Raw genomic sequence first — 22,849 nt, 5'->3', positions numbered from 1 at the left:
TCGGTCAGCGCGCGAGGAGGTCGACGACGCCGGTCAGGTCCTCATCGCCGCCGCCTTCGTCGAGGCGCCGTCGCATCAACGCGAAGTACGGAACGAGCAGTTCGGGGCTGACGCCCTGCTGCTCGGCGGTGTCGAGGAAGGTCGGGGTGCCGGCCACCTGCATGCCGAGGTTGGAGACGACCCCCTTGGTGTAGTCGCCGCTCTTCAGGTGGTCGGCCGTCCGGTGCACCGACGGCGCCATCGCGACGAGCCAGTCGGCGAGCAGTGTGGCGAGCGAGGCGGGGTCGATGTCCTCGTTACGGATCAGGGCGAAGGCGTGCGCGGCCCCCGCGAACATCCCGTACATGGCGCTGAGCAGCGCCACGTCGTGCAGCGCGGCGAAGCCCGCGTCCTCGCCGACGTAGGTGGTGCCGGCCGGAACGGCCAGTGTCTCCCGGTGCCGCTCGAACAGCTCGGGCGAGCCGCTGTAGAAGACGTAACCGCCCGCTTCGGGTACGCCGATCATCGGCGGTACGGCCATGATCGTGCCGTCCAGGTAGCGCCCGCCGCGCTCGCGCGCCCACGCGGCGCGAGCCCGGGCCTGGGCCGGGGTGCTGGTGGTCAGATTGACGAGGTCCTTGCCGTCCAGATCGGTTCCGGCGAGCGCCTCACCGACGGAGTCGTCGTCCAACAGGCAGGCAATGACAAGGGAGTTGGCCGCCAAGGCCTCGGCGGCGCTGCCGGCGACCCGCGCGCCTTCGGCGGCGAGCGCGGCGGCGCGGGCGGGGCTGCGGTTCCAGACGGTGAGCGGGTGACCGGCGGCCAGCCAGGTGCGGGCGAGCGCGGAGCCCATGGCGCCGAGGCCGAGGAGCGCGAGGGAGGGCTTCTCGGGGTGATGGGGGTGATCGGGGTGCTGTGTCATGCGGTTCAGGCTCGTCGTGGCCTGACGCATGATCAAGTACGCACTTGCAAGTGGGTGGTTACCCTGGGGTGAGTGAGCAGGTCGGGGCTTTCGCAAGGGGGTGGGTCGGGGCATGGCGACGCTGAACCGGCCGGGCGCGCCGGACGGGCACATCTGCGGGATCGACACCGCGATGGAGGTGATCGGCGGCAAGTGGAAGGTGCTGATCCTCTGGGCCCTCCATGAACACCCCTGTCGCCGCTTCGGCGAGCTGCGCCGACTGCTGCCCGGGATCACCGAGAAGGTCCTCGCCTCGCACCTGCGCGAGATGGAGGCGGACGGCGTGGTGAGCCGCATCTCGTACGACGAGGTGCCGCCCCGCGTCGAGTACGCGCTGACCGAGGACGGGGCGCGCCTCAACGAGGCGCTCGAGCCGCTGGCGGCGTGGGGCCGCGAGCGGGCGACCGGCCCGGCCGAGGTGAGTCCCGGGACATGAGTACGGCCGCCGATTCACCCCTGGGTGCCCGCTGACGCGGAATCCGTGCGGCTCCTTCCCGTACGCTGACGGCAAAGATTCCGTAATGCGCGTGCACAGAACGGGAGTTGGGGATGGCGTTAGGGGCGGCGGCGCAGGGTTCGGGCGGCGGGGATCTCGTCGCGCACGCCGATGATCTCGGGGTGATCGGCTCGGACGCGTACAAGCTGTACGACGGATTCCGGCGCGACGGCGACCATGCGAGAGCGGCCACGTTCGAGGCGGCGCGGGCGCTCGGCGCGGACAACTTCACCAGTGGCGCCGCCCTGATGAAGGTCCACGACACCTGGCAGAGTCAGTACACGACGCTCCGCGACGCCTGCGCGCAGATCTCGAACCACCTCGACTATTCGGCCGCCCGGCACGGGAAGGACGACGCGCGCGTGCAGGGCGACCTGGCGGCCGTCTCCGTGATCAGTAACTACATCAACTAGTCGACGGGGGACGGCAGTTGCTGAAATACGCGGATGTGGTGAACGCCCCGGTCGACAAGCTCAAAACGGCGGTGGACGACTGGTCGGACATGGCGCGCAGGCTGAAGAGGCTGTCCGACGAGGCGCACGACGGCATGCGGGTGCACGCCGAGACGGCCAGGTGGGCCGGGGTGAACGCGGGGGTCACCCGCGAGTTCGTCCGCAAGACGGTGAAGGAGTTCGCGGACGCCGAGCAGGAGGCAGAGGGTGTGCACCGGCTCCTGCTCGACGCGTACACGGAGTTCAAGAAGGCGAAGGACGGGCTGCGGGCCATCCTCGACGGCGCGGAGCAGAACGGCATCGCGGTCGACGCGAAGGGCCGGGTCGTGGCCCGCCACCCGGTCGTGGACGACGCTGCCAGGCGCCACGACCCCGCGTACGCCGACCTGGCGAAGGACATGAAGGCCGAGCAGGAGCATGTCGCGGCCTGGCAGCGCAGGGTGGACGCGCTGATCGCCGCGTGTGACGCGGCGGACGAGTCGCTGCGCCTGGCCCTGACGGCGAACGTCCCGCACGAACACGACTTCAGCGCGCCGCGGTTCGCCTCCCTGGACGACGAGGAGGCCGCGCGGGCGGTCGACCTGGCGAAGCGCGTCACGGGCGAGGGCGGCACGGCCCGCAACGTGGAGGAGCTCAAGCGGCTCCAGACCCTGCTGGACGCGAACGCCCAGGACCCCGAGTTCTCGACGTCCTTCTACCGGCGGCTCGGCCCGCAGGGAACGCTGGAGTTCTACACCCGGCTCTCCCTCGACGCGACGGGCCTCGGCCCGGCGGGCCTGGACCGGGCGGCGATGGTCCGCCACGTCCAGGACGACCTGGGCCCGATGCTGGGCCTCGCCACGAACCGGCACACCCCCGGCCACCTCGACGGCCCCTGGACGACCGACCTGATGCGGGCGGGCCGCCGCCCGATCGACGTCAGCGGTTTCGCGGGCGCGGGGGCGAAGGTGTACGGGTACCAGGCGCTGGGGGCGATGCTGCGGCACGGCACGTACGACAAGGAGTTCCTGCTGCCGGTCGCCCGCGACATGGTGGGGTTCGAGCACCAGAACCCGAAGATCTTCGAGCAGGGCGTACCGCAGGTCCCGGGCATGGCCCTGAACCTCGACCCGTCGGGCGGCCGGGGCTTCGACCCGCTGACCGGCCTCATGTCGGCGATGTCCAACAACCCTGAGTCGTCAGCGCAGTTCTTCAACGAGCCGGTCCGTGCGGACAGCGACGGCAACGGCCTGGTGACGGCGGACGACGTGGCGGTCCGGGCCCCCGGGGGCGGCGAGCTCAGCATGGTCGACCACCTCCTGGACAAGCCCCCCACGGACGACCGCTACGACACCCTCCCCGACGCCCGCACCCCCTACCAGTCCGCCCTGGGCAACGCCCTGGAAGCAGCGGCCACGGGCCGCGTCCCGGGCGACGATTCGGCGAAGCCGGTGGAGCACACGGCGGCGATGGCGAGCGTGATGGAAAAGGTGGTCGCGAAGATCGGCGCGGATCCGTCGTTGATCCTGGGCGAGGACGACGCACCGGGGAAGCTGGAGGGGCTTTCGGGGAACTTTGGGAATATGGCTGCGGAGTATATGGCCGACATTCAGGCGCGGGTCGAGAACGGGGCGGATCAGGCCAAGCCCTTCGGGGTGCTGGCGAAGTTCGCCGACGCCGGCCAGCTGGTCCACTTCCTGGGAGCCGTGGCCCAGGACCCTGATGCGTATGGCGCGATCACGAATGCGCAACAGGCTTACACCACGCTGCTGGTACGCGACGTGTTCGCCCACCCAGAGAACCACGGCTCCGATGTGGGGGAGGCCATTCGCAATGCGGTGTACCCGGGGGGTGAGATCGCGGGGATTATGACCCAGGCGCGCGTCGAGGCGATTTATGAGAAGCATTCGGCAGCGGATGCCCAGTTCAACACCGCTGTCGAGGAGAACGTCGAATGGACGAACCGTATCATCGACGCGGTGGGCGCGAAATACGTGGAGATGATTCCGGTCGGGGGCGACGCCGTGGAATGGCTAAAGGAGGAAATCTCCAAGTCTTCCCTTGAGAACGCTCAGCAGGACTCCTCGGCGTTGGCGGCCCAAGAGGCGGCGACCGCGTACTCGCAGGCTGAGGAGAAGGTCAAGCGATCCGCGGCGGACGCCGTGTCGACCGCCGGCAGGAGCGCGGGTGTTGCGGGGCATGACGTCCAGGAGTACCGGGGCACGGCTTCCACCGGTGCCGCGGCGGGCCATGTCGTGGGCCGCAGCGTCATGGCCAGCTCGACCGCCCCCGGCGGAGGAAAATGACCCGCCGTCAGCGGGGCTCGCGTTCCGTGGGCCTCACCCGTGGAGGCAGGAAGATCAGGACGGCAGCGATATCGCTCGCCTTCGCGCTGATCGCGATACCGGCGCTCGGCGGATGCTCGGGCGGTTCGGAGGCGGGCGACCACGTCATAGCCGCGCTGCCGCCGAAGGTCTGCTGGCGAGCGTTCGACGGGACCGCGGTTGCCGCTCTGCTGCCGAAGGCCAAAGACCCGAACGCGGAGATCAAGGGTGACCCGGTCTTCGACCTCTACGGGCGCTTCAAGTCCGTCGGCTGTCAGATCCATGTCGACGGGGAATCTCGGTTCACCGCTTGGGGAGACCGCTCGTGGTCGGCGGGAAGCGATCTGGAGAAGCACGTCTGGAGCTCGCTGACACAGCTCGGGCCAACGCCCATTGCGGCGGGGGACAAGGGCATTGTCTTCCGCGGCGGCGCCAGGGCCTACTTCCGCTGCGAGCGCCCCGGCCTGCCACCGTCACCGAGCAATGTCTCCTCGGCAGAGATCGAGATCGTCGAGCTGGGCTTGAGCGCGAACAGTGCACCCAGCACGCAGCATGTCACGGTCGGACTGACCACCCTGATGAAGCAGTACGTCCAGTTCGCCAAGCGAGAGCTCAAGTGCCGGAAGTGATCCGGCTGTTGGAGGCCGTGACCGGAATCGAACCGGCGTAACTCGCTTTGCAGGCGAGCCCCTCAACCACTCGGGCACACGGCCATGTGCTGGTGCGTTGTGACGACCGTAGGGGCGGGGAAGCGGGGAGGGGAAGGGGAGGGCGGGGGCTGCAATGTGACTGCCATGTGGTGTTCACGGGGGTTCATGGGACTACGACCATCGACGTAGCCGCACTCCCTTCTTTTGACAGGGGTCAGTGCGCGGTACGCCTCTTACTCTGGGCGGATGAGTGCCCTTGAATCCTCCGAACCCCGTACGGATGCCCCGACCGCCGACCTCCCCGGCGGGGGCGCCGAAGGGGGGATTCTGGGGCGCGAGTACCGCGCGCTGAGCTTCGGGATCGTCACTGTCGTGCTGCTCATCGCCTTCGAGGCGACCGCCGTGGGGACGGCCATGCCTGTCGCGGCGCGGGAGCTCGACGGGGTTTCGCTGTACGCCTTCGCCTTCTCCGCGTACTTCACGACGAGCCTGTTCGGGATGGTCGTCGCGGGGCAGTGGGCCGACCGGCGCGGGCCGCTCGGGGCGCTCGGGGTCGGGATGTCGGGGTTCGCGGCGGGGCTGCTGATGTCCGGGACCGCGCTGAACATGTGGACGTTCATCGCGGGGCGGGCTGTGCAGGGGCTCGGCGGCGGGCTTGTGATCGTCGCGCTGTACGTCGTCATCGGGCGGGCCTACCCCGCACGGCTCCAGCCGACGATCATGGCGGCGTTCGCGGCGGGCTGGGTGGTGCCCTCGGTGGTGGGCCCGCTCGTGGCGGGGACGGCCACCGAACAGCTGGGCTGGCGCTGGGTGTTCATCGGGATTCCGGCGCTCGTCGTGTTCCCGCTGGCACTGGCGCTGCCCGCGACGCGGCGGATGGCGTCGGGGCCCGCCGATCCGGCGGCGCCCGTCGAGCCCTTCGACCGGCGCCGGATCAAGCTGGCGCTGGGGATCTCGGTCGGCGCCGGGCTGCTGCAGTACGCGGGGCAGGAGCTGAGGTGGCTGTCCGTGCTGCCGTTCGTGGCAGGCGTGGCCCTGCTCGCCCCGGCGGTCGCGGGACGGCGCGCCCTGCTGCCGCACGGCACCTGGCGGGCGGCGCGCGGGCTGCCCGCGGTGGTGCTGCTGCGCGGGGTGGCGGCGGGGTCGTTCATCGCGGCGGAGTCGTTCGTGCCGCTGATGCTGGTCACCCAGCGCGGGCTCACGCCGACGATGGCCGGGCTCTCGCTGGCCGTGGGAGGGGCGACCTGGGCGCTGGGTTCGTATGTGCAGGCCCGGCCCCGGATGGAGGCGTACCGGGAGCGGCTGATGGTGGCCGGGATGGTCCTTGTGGCCCTCGCGATCGCCGCCGCGCCGAGCGTGCTCGTCGCGGCGGTGCCGGTGTGGGTGGTCGGCGTCGCATGGGGCGTGGGCTGCTTCGGCATGGGCATGGTGATCGCCTCGACCAGCGTGCTGCTCCTGAAACTGTCGGCCCCCAAGGAGGCCGGCGCGAACTCCGCCGCCCTTCAGATCTCGGACGGCCTGTCCAACGTGCTGCTGCTCGCGGCGGGCGGGGCGGGGTTCGCGGCGCTGGGCGGCGGCGCCGTCTCGGGTGCGACGGCCTCGCACCCGGGGGCGTTCCTGGTGGTGTTCCTGCCGATGGCGGTGGTGGCGCTGAGCGGGGCGTTCGTGGCGGGGCGGGTGGGGGAGCGCGGCTGAGCGGGGGAGGGAGGGGCCCCACCCCTCCTGTGAGGCGGGTCTCAACCCCGGCCCGCCGGGAGGCATTCCGCCGGGGTCCGCCGGCCCGCGCCGGTAAGGTGGCCCGGTTGTCGTACGTAAGCGCCGGTGTCCGAACCCGCCCCGGCCCGCCGATCCGGACGGAGTTCAGCCTCAGCCCCAAGCCGGCCGGTGCCGATCCGGACGGAGCCCAGCCCCGAACCCGCCCGAACCATGCTCGGGCGCCCGCTCACAAGCCAGCTCCCCCGGGCTCCGCCCCGGATGCCCCTGACCCCGTACCACCGAGAGCCCCGAACCGGAGACCGTGACTACTACCGCCTCCCACCACCTCTCACCCGCCTTCCCCGGCCGCGCCCCCTGGGGCACCGCCAACAAGCTGCGTGCCTGGCAGCAGGGTGCCCTGGAGAGGTACGTCCAGGAGCAGCCGCGCGACTTCCTCGCCGTCGCGACGCCCGGCGCCGGCAAGACGACCTTCGCGCTGACGCTCGCGTCGTGGCTGCTGCACCACCACGTGGTCCAGCAGATCACCGTCGTCGCGCCGACCGAGCACCTCAAGAAGCAGTGGGCGGACGCGGCGGCCCGCGTCGGCATCAAGCTCGACCCGGACTACAGCGCCGGGCCGCTGAGCCGCGAGTACCACGGCGTCGCCGTCACCTACGCCGGTGTCGGCGTGCGCCCCATGCTGCACCGCAACCGCTGCGAGCAGCGCAAGACCCTGGTGATTCTGGACGAGATCCACCACGCGGGGGACAGCAAGTCGTGGGGCGAGGCCTGCCTCGAAGCCTTCGACCCCGCCACCCGGCGGCTCGCGCTCACCGGTACGCCCTTCCGGTCCGACACCAACCCCATCCCGTTCGTCACGTACGAGGAGGGGAACGACGGCATCCGGCGGTCCTCCGCCGACTACACGTACGGATACGGCAACGCGCTCGCCGACGGGGTCGTGCGGCCCGTCATATTCATGAGCTACAGCGGCAACATGCGCTGGCGCACCAAGGCCGGTGACGAGATCGCGGCCCGGCTCGGCGAGCCCATGACGAAGGACGCCGTCTCGCAGGCCTGGCGCACCGCGCTCGACCCGCGCGGCGACTGGATGCCCAACGTGCTGCGGGCCGCCGACCAGCGGCTCACCGAGGTCAGGAAGGCCATTCCGGACGCCGGGGCGCTCGTCATCGCCTCCGATCAGGACTCCGCCCGCGCCTACGCCAAGCTGATCCGCGAGATCACCGGTACGAAGGCCACCGTCGTGCTCTCCGACGACACCGGCGCCTCCAAGCGGATCGACGAGTTCAGCGAGGGCGACTCCCGGTGGATGGTCGCCGTCCGCATGGTGTCCGAGGGCGTCGACGTGCCGCGCCTGGCCGTCGGCGTGTACGCCACCACCATCTCCACCCCCCTCTTCTTCGCCCAGGCCGTCGGCCGTTTCGTGCGATCAAGGCGGCGCGGTGAGACCGCTTCCGTTTTCCTCCCCACCATTCCGATGCTCCTCGGCTTCGCCAATGAGATGGAGGTCGAGCGCGACCACGTGCTCGACAAGCCGAAGAAGGACGGCGAGGAAGAAGACCCGTACGCCGAGTCCGAACAGGAAATGGACGACGCGAACAAGCAGCAGGACGAGGACACCGGGGACGACATGCTCCCCTTCGAGGCCCTCGAATCCGATGCCGTCTTCGACCGGGTCATGTACAACGGCGCCGAATTCGGCATGCAGGCCCACCCGGGAAGCGAGGAGGAGCAGGACTATCTCGGGATTCCCGGGCTCCTCGAACCCGACCAGGTGCAGATGCTGCTGCAGAAGCGGCAGGCCCGGCAGATCGCGCACAGCCGCCAGAAGCCGGCCGAGCAGGCCGATCTCCTCGAAATGCCCGCCGAGCGGCGCCCCGTCGTCTCGCACAAGGAGCTGCTCGAACTGCGCAAGTCGCTGAACACGATGGTCGGCGCGTACGTCCATCAGAGCGGCAAGCCGCACGGTGTCATCCACACCGAGCTGCGCCGGGTGTGCGGCGGGCCGCCGAGCGCGGAGGCCACGGCCGGCCAGCTCCGCGAGCGGATCAAGAAGGTCCAGGAGTGGGCGACCCGCATGAAGTAGCGGGTGCACACAGCGAACGGGGCCCGGCGTGCGTTGCCGGGCCCCGTTCGATCCCATGGATACGGGATGCGTACGAGGACCGGCCCCCACGGACGCCCCTCGGACGACTGCCACAGTAATGTCCCGGTAAATCCATTCCGGTCGCCCAAGGTCCTCGCCAAGACGGACTTAGGTCCTGAACGTGATCGAACGGGGATCAAATTCGTCCTCCGCGGACGCCCACGGACATTATTTGTCCATCTGTTGGGGATGGTTCGCCCATTCCATGGGGCTCGGAATTCTGATCGCGCCCGGATTCTGGACGAGGTCTTCCGCTGAGCGGTGTCCGCTCGCTACTGTCCCGGCCATGCAAACGCCCCGTGGCAGCGTCGCCGCGGAGCGCAGCCGGTGCCTTGGCCTCGCCGGCGGGCTCTGCGCGCGATGCCGATGGGACCGGCGCCGCGAACCACGTGAGAGTGCCGCCGCGACTCACCACTTAAGGAGTGGGTGTCGTGACCGCGGAGACCTCCCAGACGCTCGACCGGGGACTACGCGTCCTCAAGCTGCTCGCCGACACCGACCACGGTCTGACGGTCACCGAGTTGTCCAACAAACTCGGCGTCAACCGCACGGTCGTCTACCGCCTGCTCGCCACCCTGGAGCAGCACGCCCTGGTCCGACGTGACCTGGGCGGCCGCGCCCGGGTCGGGCTCGGGGTGCTGCGCCTGGGCCGCCAGGTGCATCCCCTGGTCCGCGAGGCCGCGCTGCCCGCGCTGCGCTCGCTCGCCGAGGACATAGGCGCCACCGCCCACCTCACCCTCGTCGACGGTTCGGACGCGCTCGCGGTCGCCGTGGTCGAGCCGACCTGGACCGACTACCACGTGGCCTACCGGGCCGGGTTCCGTCACCCCCTCGACAAGGGCGCCGCGGGCCGGGCGATCCTCGCGGCCCGCCAGGCCGGGGGCCTCGCCGAGCCCGGATTCACCCTCACCCACGGCGAGCTGGAGGCAGGCGCGAGCGGGGCCGCGGCGCCGCTGGTCGGGGTCACCGGGATAGAGGGGAGCGTCGGCGTGGTGATGCTCGCCGACGCCGTGCCCGAACGGGTCGGGCCCCGCGTCGTGGACGCGGCGAGGGAAGTCGCCGACGCCCTGCGCTGAGCCGACGCCCTGCGCCGAGCGGAACCCTGCGCCGGGCCGGGAGCCCCGTGCCGAGCCGACGCCCCGGCCCCTTGTGCGGACCCGGCCGCCCGGGCCCGTGCCCGGGGCCGGCGGGTGGGTACGGATAGATTGGGGCCGTGCTCACTCGTCACCCCCGCCTCCGCAACCTCGCCATCGGCGCCGCTCCGGTCGTGGCGCTGCTCGCCGTCGCCTGCTTCGCGCCGCTGCCGTTCGCGGTGGCGCAGCCGGGGCCGACCGCGAACGTACTCGGCGACGACGAGGGCAAGCCGGTGATCACCATCTCCGGCGCGCCCACCCGCCCCACCAGCGGGCAGCTGCGGATGACCACCATCGTGGCGACCGGGCCCAACGCGGACGTCGGCATCTCCGACGTCGTCGACGGCTGGTTCCGTACCGACCGGGCCGTGATGCCGCGCGACTCGGTCTATCCGGGCGGCGGCAGCGAGAAGGAGATCTCCGAGCACAACCAGGCCCAGATGAAGCAGTCGCAGGACGCCGCGTCCGTCGCGGCCCTCGGCTACCTCGGCCTCAGCCCCGACAGGGTCAAGGTCGACCTCCACCTCGCCGACGTCGGCGGGCCGAGCGCGGGCCTGCTCTTCACGCTCGGCATCATCGACAAGCTGAACGGCAACGGCTCCGGCGGCGACCTCACCGGCGGCCGCACCATCGCCGGTACGGGGACGATCACGGGCGACGGTGACGTCGGCGCGGTCGGCGGGGTCGCGCTCAAGACGCAGGCCGCGGCCCGGGACGGGGCGACCGTCTTCCTCGTACCGAAGGCGGAGTGCTCGGACGCGCAGTCCGAACTGCCCAAGGGGCTGCGCCTGATCCCCGTGACTACGCTGAAGGGTGCGGTGTCCGCGCTCCAGGCGCTGCAGAAGGGCGCCCCGGTTCCGTCCTGCTGACGGCGCCCGCGTCCATGTCCTTCCACGCCGGGAACACCAGCGGGCTCAGCGTCGCGAGCAGATAGACCCCGCCGACCGCGAGCAGCGCGCCGCGCACCCCGGCCGCCTCCACGAGGAAGCCGGCGGCGAGCCCGCCGAGCGGCATCGCCAGTTCGCAGCCCGCCGTGAGCACCCCGGCGACCCGGCTGCGCAGCTCGTCCGGCACCTTTTCGTAGATCACCGTGGTCAGGATCGGGTTGAGCGCGCCGCTCGCCAGCCCGGCGACCAGCATCGTGACGGCCAGCGGCAGGGTGGTGCCGGTCAGCGCGGCGACCGCGTACCGGGGCGCCCCGCACAGCAGCACGCAGACCGTGAAGACCGTACGGCGCGAGAAGCGGTGGCCGACCAGGCCGTACAGGAGCGCGCCGGACAGGCCGCCCGCCCCGAACAGGGCGGCGAGCAGGCCGAGTCGGGTCGCGCCGCCCAGCTCCTGCTCGGCGTGGACGGGGAGCAGTACGGCGGTCCAGCCCTGGTCGGTGCCGTTCATCAGCATCACCATGGTGACCACCGCGAGCAGCAGCCGGGTACGCGCCAAGTAGCCGTATCCCTCGCGGAGTTCGGCCTTGTAGGTGCGCAGGGAGACCGGTGGCGCGTCGCGCCGGGGGCGGCCCTCGCGAACCCCGCGCAGGCCGGTGGCGACCAGCACCGCCGAGACGGCGAAGGTCGCGCCGTCGATGAGGAGTACGTCGCCGGCGCCGGTGAGCGCGATGAGCACGCCGGCCAGGGCCGCGCCGGTCATCCGGGAGCCGCGCGCGACGGCGTCGTACACGCTGGCCGCGCGCGCCAGGGTCGTACCCGACTGGCGGGCGAGGTCCGGGAGCAGGACGTAGCGGGCGGTGACGCCCGGGGTGTGGGCGAGGCCGCCGAGCGCCATCAGGGCGCACAGCATCCAGAACGCGAGGAGCCCGGTGTGGTGCAGGAGCGGGATCGCGGCGACCGCGAGCCCGCAGACGACATCGGAGCCGACCGAGACCCGGCGGCGGCCGATGCGGTCGATGACCGGGCCGCCGATCAGGGCCGAGACCACGATCGGCAGCGTCGCACAGAAGGCGACGACCCCGGCCCGGCCCGCGCTGCCGGTGGTCTCAAGGACGAACCACGGCACCCCGATCAGGGTGAGTGAACTGCCGGCCGCCGAAACGGCGTTGGCGGTCAGTACGGCCGCGAGCGGCCTTCTGTCGCGGTGTCCCCCCGGCCCGCTCATGCGAGGCGGGCTTGCCGGTGCGGCGCCTGCTGGGTCAGGCGGAGGCCCAACTCGACCAATATCCAGCCCAGTTGGGCCCGGAGGGCGCGGGGCTCGCGGGGGAGCGCGGTGCGGGACTCGGCCGCCAGCTCGGCGGCGCGCAGGTGGTGCAGCAGGAGGTGGGTGTCGCTGTGCACGGCGGCGGTCCTTTCAGCGGGACGGGTGGGAGCGCGGGAAGGAGTGGAGATGGACGCGGACCTGCGCGGCGTCGGCGGTGTCGTCCGGGGTGATGGTGCGGTACGTCTCCACGACCGCGTGCAGCTTCTCGTTGAGCTCGTGCAGCTGGGCCGCGGTGAGGTTCAGCGTGAAGTCGCTCAGGTCGCCGCTGGTGGACCAGGGCTCGGGCCAGTCGTGCATGGTGGCGAGCCAGGTCGAGAGTTCCTGGGTGTGGATGCCGGCGATCTCGTGCAGGAACAGGTTGGCCGCGCCCCGCACCTCCGGGTCGGTGCTGGTGTGCAGGTCGTCGGCGAACGAGGTGCCGTTGTGCACGGCCTTCCACCAGCGCTCGCGGCCCTTGCCGCGGCCGGGGTCGTCCTCGACGAAGCCGTGCGCGGCGAGCTGGCGCAGGTGATAGCTGGTCGCGCCGCTGGACTCACCGAGCCGCTCGCCGAGCTGGGAGGCGGTGGCCGGGCCGTCGTGGCGCAGCGACTTCAGGATCCGGATGCGCAGGGGGTGGGCGAGGCCGCGCAGGGAGCGCGCGTCGAGGATGCGCTCCCCGGCCGCGTTCAGGGCGGGGGCGGCGCCGGGGCCGGGCTCCGGGGCGGGCTGCTTGTTCTCGGGCATGTTCCCAAGGTAGCTATGCAAAGAGAATGTTGCAACGTTTTCTTTGCATCAACCTCTTTGCATGGGGTTCTTTGTAAGTCGCCCGCGGTCCCGGCCCGCTCACCCCTTCTCGGTGGACCCCGGGACGGAGTCCTGGGCCGCCTGCTCCACCAGCGGGATGATCCGCAGCGGGACCGGGTTCTCCATGACGATCGCCGTGGAGGCCCGGACGATGCCGTCGAAACCGACAACCCGGTCGATCACCCGCTGGAGATCGGCATTGGAGCGGGCCACCAGACGGCACAGCATGTCGCCGTGACCGGTGGTCGTGTGCAGCTCCAGGACCTCGGGCACGGTCGCCAGATGGGCCCGTACGTCCGCCCCCTGGCCCTGTTTGATCTCCAGGGTGGCGAAGGCGGTGACCGGGTAGCCGAGCGCGGCCGGATCGACGTCCGGGCCGAAGCCCCGGATGACTCCATTCGACTGGAGCCGGTCGAGCCGCGCCTGGACCGTGCCGCGCGCGACCCCGAGCCGCCGCGACGCCTCCAGGACCCCGATCCGGGGCTCGCGTGCGAGCAGCACGATCAGCCGCCCGTCCAGATGATCGATCGACATCGTGGCCTCCGGATGGTCATCATGTACAGAACGCCCTCCCATACTGGCCAGTCGCTGCACACATTGACCAGTGAAAACGCGAACTATTGCGCAGCTTGCGGTACGGAGGGAATCTCCTCGCATGACTGAGACCATCCATCACACCCCCGAATCCGCGCGGCAGGCCGACCCCTTCCCGGTGAAGGGCATGGACGCGGTCGTCTTCGCCGTGGGCAACGCCAAGCAGGCCGCGCACTACTACTCGACGGCCTTCGGCATGAAGCTCGTCGCCTACTCCGGACCGGAGAACGGCAGCCGCGAGACCGCCAGTTACGTGCTGACCAGCGGCGCCGCCCGCTTCGTGTTCACCTCCGTCATCAAGACCGCCACCGACCGCGGCCGGTTCCTGGCCGAGCACGTCGCCGAGCACGGCGACGGCGTGGTGGACCTCGCCATCGAGGTGCCGGACGCCCGCGCCGCGTACAAGTACGCCACCGAGCACGGCGCCACGGGCATCGAGGAGCCGCACGAGGTCTCCGACGAGCACGGCACCGTCGTCCTGGCCGCGATCGCCACGTACGGCAAGACCCGGCACACCCTGGTCGAGCGCAGCGACTACACCGGCCCCTACCTGCCGGGCTTCGCCGCGGCCGAGCCGATGGTCGAGACGCCCAAGAGGTTCTTCCAGGCGATCGACCACTGTGTCGGCAACGTCGAGCTCGGCAAGATGAACGAGTGGGTGGCGTTCTACAACAACGTCATGGGCTTCACCAACATGAAGGAGTTCGTGGGCGACGACATCGCCACCGAGTACTCCGCGCTCATGTCGAAGGTCGTCGCCGACGGCACCCTCAAGGTGAAGTTCCCGCTCAACGAGCCGGCCATCGCCAAGAAGAAGTCGCAGATCGACGAGTACCTGGAGTTCTACGGCGGCCCCGGCGTCCAGCACATCGCGCTCGCCACCAACGACATCGTCGCCTCCGTGAAGGCCATGCGGGCCGCGGGCGTGCAGTTCCTGGACACCCCCGACTCGTACTACGACACCCTCGGCGAGTGGGCCGGCGAGACCCGGGTGCCGGTCGAGACGCTGCGCGAGCTGAAGATCCTGGTCGACCGCGACGAGGACGGCTACCTGCTGCAGATCTTCACCAAGCCGGTCCAGGACCGCCCCACCGTCTTCTTCGAGATGATCGAACGACACGGTTCGATGGGCTTCGGCAAGGGCAACTTCAAGGCGCTCTTCGAGGCGATCGAGCGCGAGCAGGAGAAGCGCGGCAACCTCTGACCTGCAACTGGTCACGTTCGTGCGGTAATTGAGTTACCGTCATCAGTCTGCGGCCCCACGGACCTGACCCGTGGGGCCGCGACTCTTTTCCGCGTGCCTCCGCGTGCCTCCGCGAGGCTCAGTGGCGCCGCCTGGCGGGCTTGCGCGGCTTGACCGGGCGCTTCGGCCCGGAGTTCGAGCTCGTCCCCGAACCGGACGAGGAGGAGCTCGTGCTGGAAGAACCGGATCCCGAGCCGGATCCCGAGCCCGAGCCCGAGTCCGACCCCGTGTCGGAGCCCGAACCCGCCTGGGCCGCGGCCGCCACATAGCCGTACATGTCCCTCGGGCCGCCCTCCGGCGGCTCGCCGAGCGCCGTGAGCGCCTCCCTCGCCTTCGGCGCGAGCACCGGAGAGAAGTACGGGTTGGTGCGCAGCGCGTCCTGCAGGTGGCGGCGGGCGGCGCCCGACTGGCCGAGCTCCCGCTCGATGATGGCCTGGTGGTAGGAGAACAGGGCGTCGCGCACCCCGGAGTCGGTCGCCTTGCGGGCGTGGATCAGCGCCTCCTCCGATTCGCCCGCCCGGTACATCGCCCAGCCGAGCGCGTCCTCGGTCGCCGCGCTGGGATGCACCCTCCACTCGGCTTCGAGCCGGTCGAGCGCCGCGTGCGCGGCACCGTGATCGGTCTCGAACCGGCCGAGCACCAGGGCGTCGTCCACCCCGTTGGCACCGTCCCGCGCGGCGAGCTCGCGCAGCTTGTCGAACCAGGTCCGCGCGTCGCCGTCCAGGCCCTGCGACTCGTACAACTCGCCCAGTTCCAGAAGGTATTCGGGACGCGGCAGGACGGAGATCGCAGCCTGGTAGTCGCGCTGGGCATCCGCCTTCTGGTCGAGCGAGGCCTTGGCCCGGGCCCGGCGTGCGAGCGCCGCGTGTGCGCCCGGATCGGTGCGCAGCGCCGCGTCGTAGTGGGTGATCGCCGTCTGCGGCTCGCCCCGCTCCCACGCGAGATCGCCCACCGCCACCAGCGCGGCCGCCTTCTGAGCGGGCGTTGTGGCGTGCCCGACCGCCTCGTCGAGGGCGGCCGAGGCGTCCTCGCGCCAGCCGTGCTCGCGGTAGACCTCGGCCGCCTGGGTCAACGCGGCGAAACCGCCCCGGAGTTCGAGCAGCTGCTCCACCGCCGTGGCCGCGGACTTCGGGTCGCCGAGCCCGTTGTACGCCTCGATCAGCGCGGGGTAGAGCGTCCACCGGTTCGCCTTGCGGGCGCGTACGCCCTCGGCCAGGGTGCGTGCCGCCGCGTAGTCGTGCCGGGCGTTGGCGAGCGCCGCGAGCCCGGTCTCGGCGTCCAGGTTGTCCTTCGGACGCACCTGGAGCGAGCGCTTGAGCGCCGACTCGGCGCGCGGGTAGAAGGAGGAGTCGGCGGCCCGCACGCCCTGCTCCAGATAGGCGGAGCCGAGCACCGCCCACGACGCGTCGTCCGTGGGGTGGGTGCGCACCCACTCGGACCGGTCGGTGATGAGCGCCGTCAGATCGCCCAGCGAGGCCGGCGCCCCGGCCGTGACCGCCGACAGGGCCCGCGCGGCCGGACCCGGGGCGGGCGGCGGCGCCTTCGCCACCTCGCCCTCGGGCATGATCAGCAGCACACCCCCGATCAGCACGGCCGCGGCCAGCGCCACCAGGCCGGCCCGCTTCAGGGCACGCGGCGGCCCGGACGGCGGCGAGGTCCGCTGGGCCGCGGCCGAGGCGGCCAGCCAGGCCGCCCGGCGTGCCGCGTCCACATCCTGTTCGGTCTTCGCGATCTCCATGGCGCTCACTGTGCGTCAATAGGAAGAGCGCACCCGGTCCCGCCCGACCGACCGGGGAAAGGGTTCACACCGATGGCCCCCGGGTGCCAGGCTGAAGGCATGGACGATCTTCTCGAACGGCTGCGCGAGGAACTCCCGGCGGACGCCGTCATCACCGACCCCGACATCACCGGTTCGTACGCCCACGACATGGCGAGCTTCTGCGCCGCGGGCAGCCCGGCGGTGGTCGTGCTGCCCCGCACCGTCGAGCAGGTCCAGCACGTGATGCGCACGGCGACGGCGCTGCGCGTGCCCGTCGTGCCGCAGGGCGCCCGCACCGGCCTGTCCGGCGCGGCCAACGCGAGCGAGGGCTGCATCGTCCTGTCCCTGGTCAAGATGGACCGCATCCTGGAGATCAACCCGGTCGACCGGGTCGCGGTCGTCGAACCCGGCGTCGTCAACGCCGTACTGTCGCGCCAAGTCCACGAACTCGGGCTCTACTACCCGCCGGATCCCTCCAGTTGGGAGATGTGCACCATCGGCGGGAACATCGGGACCGCGTCCGGCGGCCTGTGCTGTGTGAAGTACGGGGTGACCGCGGAGTACGTCCTCGGCCTGGAGGTCGTGCTCGCCGACGGACGGCTCATGAGCACCGGGCGGCGCACCGCCAAGGGCGTCGCCGGATACGACCTGACCCGGCTGTTCGTCGGCTCCGAGGGCAGCCTCGGCATCGTCGTGAAGGCGGTCCTCGCCCTGCGCCCCGCGCCGCCGCCGCAGCTCGCGCTCGCCGCCGAGTTCTCCTCGGCCGCTGCCGCCTGCGACGCCGTCGTACGGATCATGGAGCGCGGCCACACCCCGTCGCTCCTCGAACTCATGGACCGCACCACCATCGAGGCCGTGAACCGCATGGCCAACATGGGTCTGCCCGACAGCACCGAGGCTCTGCTGCTCGCCGCCTTCGACACCCCGGACGCGGCCGCCGATCTCGCGGCCGTCGGCGAGCTGTGCACCGCCGCGGGCGCCACCCAGGTCGTCCCGGCGGAGGACGTCGCCGAGTCCGAACTGCTGCTCCAGGCGCGGCGGTTGTCGCTCACCGCACTGGAGACGATCAAGTCGGCCACGATGATCGACGACGTGTGCGTGCCGCGCTCCCGGCTCGCCGCGATGCTGGAGGGCACCTCCGCGATCGCCGCCAAGTACGGCCTGACCATCGGCGTCTGCGCGCACGCCGGAGACGGCAACACCCACCCCGTGGTCTGCTTCGACGCCGCCGACGAGGACGAGTCGCGGCGCGCCCGCGAGTCGTTCGACGAGATCATGGCGCTCGGACTGGAACTGGGCGGCACCATCACCGGCGAACACGGCGTCGGCGTACTCAAGAAGGAATGGCTGGCCCGCGAGCTCGGTCCGGTGGGTATCGAGATGCAGCGCGCGGTGAAGCACGCCTTCGACCCGCTCGGCCTGCTCAACCCGGGCAAGCTGTTCTGAGCCGGGCCCCTCACGCGCCCTCCTCCGGACGGGACTCGTCGGAGGGCCACGGGTCGTTCAGCCACAGCTCGTCCGCGCGGCCGGTGGCCGGTGCGAGCAGCTCGGCCAGGCCGTCGTCGATGCCGAGCTGTTCGGTCTCGGAGCCGGGCGGCACCACCCGCAGCGTCCGCTCCAGCCACGCCGAGACCTGCACGGACGGCGCTTCGAGCAGCGCGTCGCCGTCCGGCGAACTGAGCGCCATCAGGACCACGCTGCGGCCCTCGACCTTGGTCGGCCAGATCCGCACATCGCCGTGCCCGCACGCCCGGAACACCCCCTCGACCAGGAGCTCGCGCGCGAACGTCCAGTCGACGGGGGTCTGTGAGCCGATGTGGAAGGTGATGTGCACGGCGTACGGGTCGTCGGTCCGGTAGGTCAGCCGGGCCGGCACGGGGATGCTGCGCTCGGGCGACAGCACCAGTTTGAGCTCCAGTTCGCGTTCCACCACGGTGTGCATGAGGGGTCTCTCTTCCCTTTCCCTGTACGGGTTCGCGGGACGAACCCGTACGTGCGGTACGGGGCCCGGGGGCGGGCCGTACAGGGTGAGAGCGCGTTCCCCCGCGGGCATGACGCGACTTCGGGAAGTTTTTCCGAAGAACTTTTTTGAGCGCCGCGGCGGGCCGGGGTTTCCCGGGCCCCGGCTCGTCCTACGGCGGGCCCGAGCCATTGAGCCAGCTCGCGCCGTACACCGCCGAGCCGAGCGCGAGGACGGCGACCACCCCCGCCGCCCGCGCCACCCGCACCCGGGACAGCGCCAGCGCCACCGGGAGCAGCAGCGGGAAGGCGGGCAGGAGCAGGCGGGGCTTGGAGCCGAAGTAGCCCGATGAGCAGAGCGCCAGGGCCATCACGATGCCGGTGTAGACGAGCAGCGGGAGCGGCTGGCGCTGCCGCACACACGCCCCGTACGCCCAGAGCGCGAGCGCCGTGCCCGCGATCAGGCCGATCCCGGCGAGCGCGACGGGCCAGCCGCCGAGGTGGGCCACGATGAACTTCCCGTACGCCAGGCCCCCGTCGAAGCCGTTGCCCCACTCGGCCTGGACGTCGAGATAGGCCAGCGGGCTGCCCCGGCGCAGGCCCACCCACAGGATGTAGCCCGCCGCGCCGAGCGGGGCGATCATCGCGCCGGTCAGCATCCGGGCCCCGACGTGCCGGGTGCGCCGCGCCTCGACGGCGGCCCCCGCCCACAGCGCGGCCGCGACCGCGAGCCCCACCGGGCGGGTCAGCCCCGCGAGCGACGCGAGGAGCCCGGCCTCGATCCAGCGGTGCCCGAGGACGGCGTACAGCGCCCACGCGGCGAGCGCGACGAAGAGGGCCTCGCTGTACGCCATCGACTCGACGATCCCGACCGGCACCGCCGCCCACAGCGTCACCAGGAGGAGGCCGGCCCGATGACCGTGGAGCTGATGGCCTATCAGATACATGCCCCAGGCGGCGGCGACCCCCGCGAGGCCGCTGATCAGCAGTCCCGCGTCGCCCGGGCCGAGCGGGCTCACCGCGGCGACGGCCTGCTCCAGCCAGGGGAGCAGCGGGAAGAACGCCATGTCGGACAGGACCCGGCCGTCCGGCGCGGTCAGGGTGAAGTCGTACCCCGACTCGGCGACCCGCACGTACCAGAGCGAGTCCCAGCGCGCGGAGAGCAGCTCATGGGCGTCGCTGTCGTTGACGCGGGACCAGAGGGCGAGGACCAGCAGACCCAGCGCGCGGACCGCCGCGAAGGCCGCGACCGCCGTCCAGGCCCGCCGTAACGCGGATGCCTGTGCCAGGGAACCGTCGGCCGGTTCGTCGTGACCGGTTCGGCCGGGCCCCACGCGCATTGCTCACTCACTTTCCTGACCGGCCGGGCAGGGTGCACCAGTTCGATCCGCCACGACTTTACGCACTGGCAGGACCCTGGGGCGCAGCCCGCTCCCCGGCCGCGCCGCGCCGTGTCCCCGTCGCCCGTACGCAGGCTTCCTCCGCGGCTTCTTCCTAAGGAGCCGGGGTTCTTGGCTAATGTCCTCCTGGGACAAGCGGAAGCGGCCGGTCGGCGTCAGGGCCGGGTGGCGTACCGCGGTAGAGATCAAGAGTGCTGGATCGGAACGGAGTTGGGGACATGGCGACGGTTCCTCCTGACGGCGGCGGGAGCGTAGCCCGGGAAGGGTATTACCCGGACCCCTCCATTCCCGGATATGTCCGGTACTGGAACGGGGCCTCCTGGGTGCCCGGCACGAGCCGGCCCGCCCCCGCCGCGGGTGAGGCGCAGCCCACCCCGCCGCCGGGCGCCGCCCCCGCGCCGGCCCCCTCCCTCGCGTCCGCGCCGCCGGTCACTCCGGCGCCCGCCGAGGAGACGGGCCCGGTCTTCCTCGACGAGCCCGAGGCCTCGCCCCCGCCCGCCGCGCGGGGCCAGGGCGCCCGGCCCCAGCCGGCCTGGCACGCGGACGCTGCCCATCAGTCCGGCTTCGGCGGCGACCAGGACCGCCGGGTCTCCTGGGGCCGGCCGGTCGATCCGCGCGGCCTGCCCGAGGCGGCCGACCCGCGTCGCCTCCCCGACCCCCGGCGGCCCGAACCCGTACAGCCGACGCCCCCGGCGGCACCCGCGCGGCCCGGCGGCTCGGTGCCGCAGCAGCAGTCCGGGCGGCTCCCGGGGGCGATGCCGCCCGCCGCCGTCGAACCGCCGCCCGCGCGGCCCCAACTCCCCGCCCCGGCCGACCCGGTCCGCCCGGCGACGCCGCCCGGCCGCGTGGACGGCGGCTACGCCGCGCCCGCCCAGGCGCAGCCGCCGCAGCTGCCGCCCGCCCGGCTCATGCAGCCGGGCGCCGCGCAGCCCGCTCCGCTGCCGCCGCACCCCGCGCAGCCGCACGCCGCCGTGCCCGGGTCGCCCATGACGGCGGGGCCCGGGGGAGGCGCCGCGTCCTGGGCGCAGCAGGTGCACCAGCTCGCCCAGCCCGAGCCGCAGGCAAACCAACCGGTCGTGCCGTGGAAGCCGCCGGTCGCCGACCCGTTCCTCCAGGCCGCCCAGGCCCAGGCCGCGGCCAGGCCCGCCGGTCTCGGCAGGCGGCTGACCGCGCGGCTCGTCGACACCGTGCTGCTCGGCGGCGCCGTCGCGGGTCTCGCCGTGCCGCTGCTCCCGGGCGTCACCGACCACATCCAGGACAAGATCGACGCGGCGAAGCTGTCGGGGAAGACGGTCACCGTCTACCTCCTCGACGGCACGACCGCGGGCTTCCTCGGCATCGTGTTCGGCGCCTTCCTCGTCCTCGGCCTGCTGTACGAGGCGCTGCCCACCGCCAAGTGGGGTCGCACGCTCGGCAAGAAGCTGTGCGGGGTGCAGGTGCGCGGCATCGAGTCGTACGAGCCGCCGACGTTCGGTCAGGCGGCGCGCCGCTGGCTGGTCCACGGGGTGCTCGGGCTGCTCGCGGTGGGCGTCGTCAACGTGGCGTGGTGCCTGTTCGACCGTCCGTGGCGCCAGTGCTGGCACGACAAGGCGGCCCGTACGTTCGTCGCGCAGGGCTGAGGTCCGGCGGATTCCGCCCGGCCCGTCCCCCGAACGGCGTCCGTACCGTTGCGGGGGTCTCGCGCGCGCTGTGCACTACCGGCATGAGCACCGATCAGCCGCCGCCCGGTCAGCCGCCCGAGGACGATCCGTTCCTCAAGAAGCCGTCAGAGCCTCCGCAGAGCGGTTCTCCCTACGGCGGCTCGGAGCCGCCGCCCGGTGATTCGCCGTACGGCACGGGCCCGCCGCCCAGCGGCGCGGGCCCCTACGGCACGCCCCCGCCCCCGGTCGGCTCGGGCGCAGGCGGCGCGTACGGCGGGCCGCCTCCCCCCGGTGGCGGCTCGCCGTACGGCAGCGCCCCGCCACCGCCCTCCGACCCCTACGGGGGCGGGTACGGCGGTGTCGACCCGCTGGCCGGGATGCCGCCGCTCGCCGACTACGGCAAGCGGTTCCTGGCCCGGTTCATCGACTTCCTCATCATCGCGATCCCGCTCGGCCTGATCGAGTGGGGGACCAGCAACCGGATCGTCATCTCCACGAACGACAGCGACTCCGGCACCGAGGTGATCAGCAAGGCGTACTCCGGCAGCGGGCTGCTGTGGCTTCTGATCTCGCTCGTCGCCTACATCGGCTACGACACCCTGATGGTGTCCAAGTCCGGCCAGACGCTCGGCAAGAAGTGGCTGGGGCTGCGGGTCGCGATGCTCAACGACGGCAGTGTGCCCACCACCAACGCGGCGCTCGCCCGGGCCGCCGTGCTGTGGGCGCCGTTCGTGATCTGCTGCTACTGCCTGTGGGACATCATCCTGATCATCACGATCGTGGCGGACAAGCCGTACCGGCAGGGCTGGCACGACAAGGCCGGCAAGACGGTGGTGGTCTCAACCACGCAGTGAGTGCTCGCGCTCGGGAACCCGCAGCGCGGCGGACGTCTCGACGACGGCCGCACGGTTCACCGGTGCCGCACCAGCGGCCAGGACCGTGCGGTCGTCGGCGTTCGCGCGCGTCCGGCGGGGCAGCGGCATGGGGACGGTGACGGCGACGAGCAGGCCGAGCAGGAGCGCCGCGAGCACGATGACGGCCACGCCGACCCCGGACTCGGTGCGCGAGAGCAGCAGCATGGCGACGGTCGAGAAGACGACGGTGGCCGAACCGTAGGAGAGCTGTGCGGCAGTGGGACGCGGCATGGCGTTATCCGTCCTCATGGTTCGGATAGGGGTGGGCCTCTCAACCGTTCTCAACCGGCGGACCTGGCAGCCGGATCGCACTGTCAAGCGACTCTACGACGGTCCATGCCCGAGCGGAACTGTTGGTAAGCGTGACCTAACCCACGGTGCCGGTGCACAGGGGGCGCACGGAGTCATTCGGCGAGGTGGCCCCGTCCGAATGGTGAGACATGCGCACCGCTTGTCCCGGTCTGTTAGCACAACTGTCACGTTCGGATAGCGGAACTCGCCTTCTGCATA

The 22,849-nt window shown here is 71.8% G+C and carries 21 protein-coding genes and 1 tRNA gene; 12 read left to right on the top strand and 10 right to left on the bottom strand.

Annotation, left to right across the window (positions count from 1 at the left end):
* Nucleotides 1–4: 4 nt before the first annotated feature.
* On the bottom strand, nucleotides 5–901 hold the full coding sequence (locus tag ABD346_RS29520; RefSeq protein ID WP_344379035.1) for an NAD(P)-dependent oxidoreductase: 897 nt from the start codon (nucleotides 899–901) through the stop codon (nucleotides 5–7).
* Nucleotides 902–1,013: 112 nt separating this feature from the next.
* Here ABD346_RS29520 and ABD346_RS29515 point away from each other — a divergent pair, with 112 nt between their 5' ends.
* The 4 genes from ABD346_RS29515 to ABD346_RS29500 all read left to right on the top strand — a co-directional run bounded on the left by ABD346_RS29515 (nucleotide 1,014) and on the right by ABD346_RS29500 (nucleotide 4,820).
* On the top strand, nucleotides 1,014–1,376 hold the full coding sequence (locus tag ABD346_RS29515) for a winged helix-turn-helix transcriptional regulator (protein ID WP_344379034.1): 363 nt from the start codon (nucleotides 1,014–1,016) through the stop codon (nucleotides 1,374–1,376).
* A 113-nt stretch (nucleotides 1,377–1,489) separates the two neighbouring features.
* Nucleotides 1,490–1,849, top strand: coding sequence for a hypothetical protein (locus tag ABD346_RS29510; protein WP_344379032.1), 360 nt, complete (start codon nucleotides 1,490–1,492; stop codon nucleotides 1,847–1,849).
* Nucleotides 1,850–1,866: 17 nt separating this feature from the next.
* Nucleotides 1,867–4,173: a DUF6571 family protein gene (locus ABD346_RS29505; RefSeq protein ID WP_344379031.1), complete on the top strand. Its 2,307-nt coding sequence runs from the start codon at nucleotides 1,867–1,869 to the stop codon at nucleotides 4,171–4,173.
* Nucleotides 4,170–4,820: a hypothetical protein gene (locus tag ABD346_RS29500; protein ID WP_344379030.1), complete on the top strand. Its 651-nt coding sequence runs from the start codon at nucleotides 4,170–4,172 to the stop codon at nucleotides 4,818–4,820. The genes ABD346_RS29505 and ABD346_RS29500 overlap by 4 nt, the downstream gene beginning before the upstream one ends.
* A 9-nt stretch (nucleotides 4,821–4,829) precedes the next feature.
* Here the strand turns inward: ABD346_RS29500 and ABD346_RS29495 are convergent.
* Nucleotides 4,830–4,904 (bottom strand) — tRNA-Cys (locus ABD346_RS29495).
* Between the two features lie 183 nt (nucleotides 4,905–5,087).
* On the opposite strand from ABD346_RS29495, the gene ABD346_RS29490 reads away from it, so the two are divergent.
* The 4 genes from ABD346_RS29490 (at nucleotide 5,088) to ABD346_RS29475 (ending at nucleotide 10,705) form a co-directional block, all read left to right on the top strand.
* The gene (locus ABD346_RS29490; RefSeq protein WP_344379029.1) at nucleotides 5,088–6,536 is read left to right on the top strand and encodes an MFS transporter; all 1,449 of its coding nucleotides are present in this window, start codon (nucleotides 5,088–5,090) and stop codon (nucleotides 6,534–6,536) included.
* A gap of 322 nt (nucleotides 6,537–6,858) precedes the next feature.
* Nucleotides 6,859–8,643, top strand: a complete 1,785-nt coding sequence (locus ABD346_RS29485; RefSeq protein WP_344379028.1) for a DEAD/DEAH box helicase — start codon at nucleotides 6,859–6,861, stop codon at nucleotides 8,641–8,643.
* A gap of 491 nt (nucleotides 8,644–9,134) precedes the next feature.
* A complete protein-coding gene (locus ABD346_RS29480) occupies nucleotides 9,135–9,779 on the top strand; it encodes an IclR family transcriptional regulator (protein WP_344379026.1) in 645 nt (214 codons plus the stop codon).
* 137 nt (nucleotides 9,780–9,916) lie between these two features.
* The gene (locus ABD346_RS29475) at nucleotides 9,917–10,705 is read left to right on the top strand and encodes a S16 family serine protease (protein WP_344379024.1); all 789 of its coding nucleotides are present in this window, start codon (nucleotides 9,917–9,919) and stop codon (nucleotides 10,703–10,705) included.
* Here ABD346_RS29475 and ABD346_RS29470 read toward each other — a convergent pair.
* The 4 genes from ABD346_RS29470 to ABD346_RS29455 form a co-directional block, all read right to left on the bottom strand.
* Nucleotides 10,638–11,948, bottom strand: coding sequence for an MFS transporter (locus ABD346_RS29470; protein WP_344379022.1), 1,311 nt, complete (start codon nucleotides 11,946–11,948; stop codon nucleotides 10,638–10,640). The two genes, ABD346_RS29475 and ABD346_RS29470, sit on opposite strands and share 68 nt — an antisense overlap.
* On the bottom strand, nucleotides 11,945–12,124 hold the full coding sequence (locus ABD346_RS29465; protein WP_344379020.1) for a hypothetical protein: 180 nt from the start codon (nucleotides 12,122–12,124) through the stop codon (nucleotides 11,945–11,947). Before ABD346_RS29465 ends, ABD346_RS29470 begins: the two co-directional genes overlap by 4 nt.
* Before the next feature lie 13 nt (nucleotides 12,125–12,137).
* Nucleotides 12,138–12,770 carry an ArsR/SmtB family transcription factor gene (locus tag ABD346_RS29460; RefSeq protein WP_344379019.1) on the bottom strand — a complete coding sequence of 211 codons (633 nt, stop codon included), beginning with the start codon at nucleotides 12,768–12,770 and terminating at the stop codon, nucleotides 12,138–12,140.
* A 99-nt stretch (nucleotides 12,771–12,869) separates the two neighbouring features.
* Nucleotides 12,870–13,364, bottom strand: a complete 495-nt coding sequence (locus ABD346_RS29455; protein ID WP_344379017.1) for an Lrp/AsnC family transcriptional regulator — start codon at nucleotides 13,362–13,364, stop codon at nucleotides 12,870–12,872.
* A 121-nt stretch (nucleotides 13,365–13,485) separates the two neighbouring features.
* On the opposite strand from ABD346_RS29455, the gene hppD reads away from it, so the two are divergent.
* Nucleotides 13,486–14,628: a 4-hydroxyphenylpyruvate dioxygenase gene (gene hppD / locus ABD346_RS29450; protein WP_344379016.1), complete on the top strand. Its 1,143-nt coding sequence runs from the start codon at nucleotides 13,486–13,488 to the stop codon at nucleotides 14,626–14,628.
* Nucleotides 14,629–14,746: 118 nt separating this feature from the next.
* Here hppD and ABD346_RS29445 read toward each other — a convergent pair whose 3' ends face one another.
* Nucleotides 14,747–16,405, bottom strand: a complete 1,659-nt coding sequence (locus ABD346_RS29445) for a tetratricopeptide repeat protein (protein ID WP_344379015.1) — start codon at nucleotides 16,403–16,405, stop codon at nucleotides 14,747–14,749.
* A 99-nt stretch (nucleotides 16,406–16,504) separates the two neighbouring features.
* Between ABD346_RS29445 and ABD346_RS29440 the strand changes: the two genes are divergently transcribed.
* On the top strand, nucleotides 16,505–17,872 hold the full coding sequence (locus tag ABD346_RS29440) for an FAD-binding oxidoreductase (protein WP_344379013.1): 1,368 nt from the start codon (nucleotides 16,505–16,507) through the stop codon (nucleotides 17,870–17,872).
* A gap of 10 nt (nucleotides 17,873–17,882) precedes the next feature.
* Here ABD346_RS29440 and ABD346_RS29435 read toward each other — a convergent pair whose 3' ends face one another.
* Both ABD346_RS29435 and ABD346_RS29430 read right to left on the bottom strand, forming a co-directional pair.
* Nucleotides 17,883–18,368: an SsgA family sporulation/cell division regulator gene (locus ABD346_RS29435; RefSeq protein WP_344379012.1), complete on the bottom strand. Its 486-nt coding sequence runs from the start codon at nucleotides 18,366–18,368 to the stop codon at nucleotides 17,883–17,885.
* A gap of 190 nt (nucleotides 18,369–18,558) precedes the next feature.
* Nucleotides 18,559–19,725, bottom strand: coding sequence for a hypothetical protein (locus ABD346_RS29430; RefSeq protein ID WP_344379010.1), 1,167 nt, complete (start codon nucleotides 19,723–19,725; stop codon nucleotides 18,559–18,561).
* 278 nt (nucleotides 19,726–20,003) lie between these two features.
* Between ABD346_RS29430 and ABD346_RS29425 the strand changes: the two genes are divergently transcribed.
* Both ABD346_RS29425 and ABD346_RS29420 read left to right on the top strand, forming a co-directional pair.
* Complete coding sequence (locus tag ABD346_RS29425) at nucleotides 20,004–21,404, top strand: RDD family protein (protein ID WP_344379009.1); 1,401 nt, start codon at nucleotides 20,004–20,006, stop codon at nucleotides 21,402–21,404.
* 83 nt (nucleotides 21,405–21,487) lie between these two features.
* Nucleotides 21,488–22,279: an RDD family protein gene (locus ABD346_RS29420; protein WP_344379006.1), complete on the top strand. Its 792-nt coding sequence runs from the start codon at nucleotides 21,488–21,490 to the stop codon at nucleotides 22,277–22,279.
* Here ABD346_RS29420 and ABD346_RS29415 read toward each other — a convergent pair.
* Nucleotides 22,265–22,570: a hypothetical protein gene (locus tag ABD346_RS29415; protein WP_189966229.1), complete on the bottom strand. Its 306-nt coding sequence runs from the start codon at nucleotides 22,568–22,570 to the stop codon at nucleotides 22,265–22,267. The two genes, ABD346_RS29420 and ABD346_RS29415, sit on opposite strands and share 15 nt — an antisense overlap.
* Nucleotides 22,571–22,849: the final 279 nt, after the last annotated feature.

Origin of the sequence: Streptomyces mauvecolor (assembly GCF_039532965.1) — a bacterium.
In the GTDB taxonomy this organism is placed as follows: Bacteria; Actinomycetota; Actinomycetes; order Streptomycetales; family Streptomycetaceae; genus Streptomyces; species Streptomyces violascens.
The sequence above is the reverse complement of the archived record's forward strand: the minus strand, read 5'-3'. Positions and strand labels throughout refer to the sequence as shown.

Excerpts from the sequence above, each read along its gene's own strand:
- ABD346_RS29520 (WP_344379035.1), bottom strand. The coding sequence starts at position 901 with ATGACACAGCACCCCGATCACCCCCATCACCCCGAGAAGCCCTCCCTC.
- ABD346_RS29515 (WP_344379034.1), top strand. The coding sequence starts at position 1,014 with ATGGCGACGCTGAACCGGCCGGGCGCGCCGGACGGGCACATCTGCGGG.
- ABD346_RS29510 (WP_344379032.1), top strand. The coding sequence starts at position 1,490 with ATGGCGTTAGGGGCGGCGGCGCAGGGTTCGGGCGGCGGGGATCTCGTC.
- ABD346_RS29500 (WP_344379030.1), top strand. The coding sequence starts at position 4,170 with ATGACCCGCCGTCAGCGGGGCTCGCGTTCCGTGGGCCTCACCCGTGGA.
- ABD346_RS29490 (WP_344379029.1), top strand. The coding sequence starts at position 5,088 with ATGAGTGCCCTTGAATCCTCCGAACCCCGTACGGATGCCCCGACCGCC.
- ABD346_RS29470 (WP_344379022.1), bottom strand. The coding sequence starts at position 11,948 with ATGAGCGGGCCGGGGGGACACCGCGACAGAAGGCCGCTCGCGGCCGTA.
- ABD346_RS29460 (WP_344379019.1), bottom strand. The coding sequence starts at position 12,770 with ATGCCCGAGAACAAGCAGCCCGCCCCGGAGCCCGGCCCCGGCGCCGCC.
- ABD346_RS29455 (WP_344379017.1), bottom strand. The coding sequence starts at position 13,364 with ATGTCGATCGATCATCTGGACGGGCGGCTGATCGTGCTGCTCGCACGC.
- hppD (WP_344379016.1), top strand. The coding sequence starts at position 13,486 with ATGACTGAGACCATCCATCACACCCCCGAATCCGCGCGGCAGGCCGAC.
- ABD346_RS29445 (WP_344379015.1), bottom strand. The coding sequence starts at position 16,405 with ATGGAGATCGCGAAGACCGAACAGGATGTGGACGCGGCACGCCGGGCG.
- ABD346_RS29440 (WP_344379013.1), top strand. The coding sequence starts at position 16,505 with ATGGACGATCTTCTCGAACGGCTGCGCGAGGAACTCCCGGCGGACGCC.
- ABD346_RS29435 (WP_344379012.1), bottom strand. The coding sequence starts at position 18,368 with ATGCACACCGTGGTGGAACGCGAACTGGAGCTCAAACTGGTGCTGTCG.
- ABD346_RS29430 (WP_344379010.1), bottom strand. The coding sequence starts at position 19,725 with ATGCGCGTGGGGCCCGGCCGAACCGGTCACGACGAACCGGCCGACGGT.
- ABD346_RS29425 (WP_344379009.1), top strand. The coding sequence starts at position 20,004 with ATGGCGACGGTTCCTCCTGACGGCGGCGGGAGCGTAGCCCGGGAAGGG.
- ABD346_RS29420 (WP_344379006.1), top strand. The coding sequence starts at position 21,488 with ATGAGCACCGATCAGCCGCCGCCCGGTCAGCCGCCCGAGGACGATCCG.
- ABD346_RS29415 (WP_189966229.1), bottom strand. The coding sequence starts at position 22,570 with ATGCCGCGTCCCACTGCCGCACAGCTCTCCTACGGTTCGGCCACCGTC.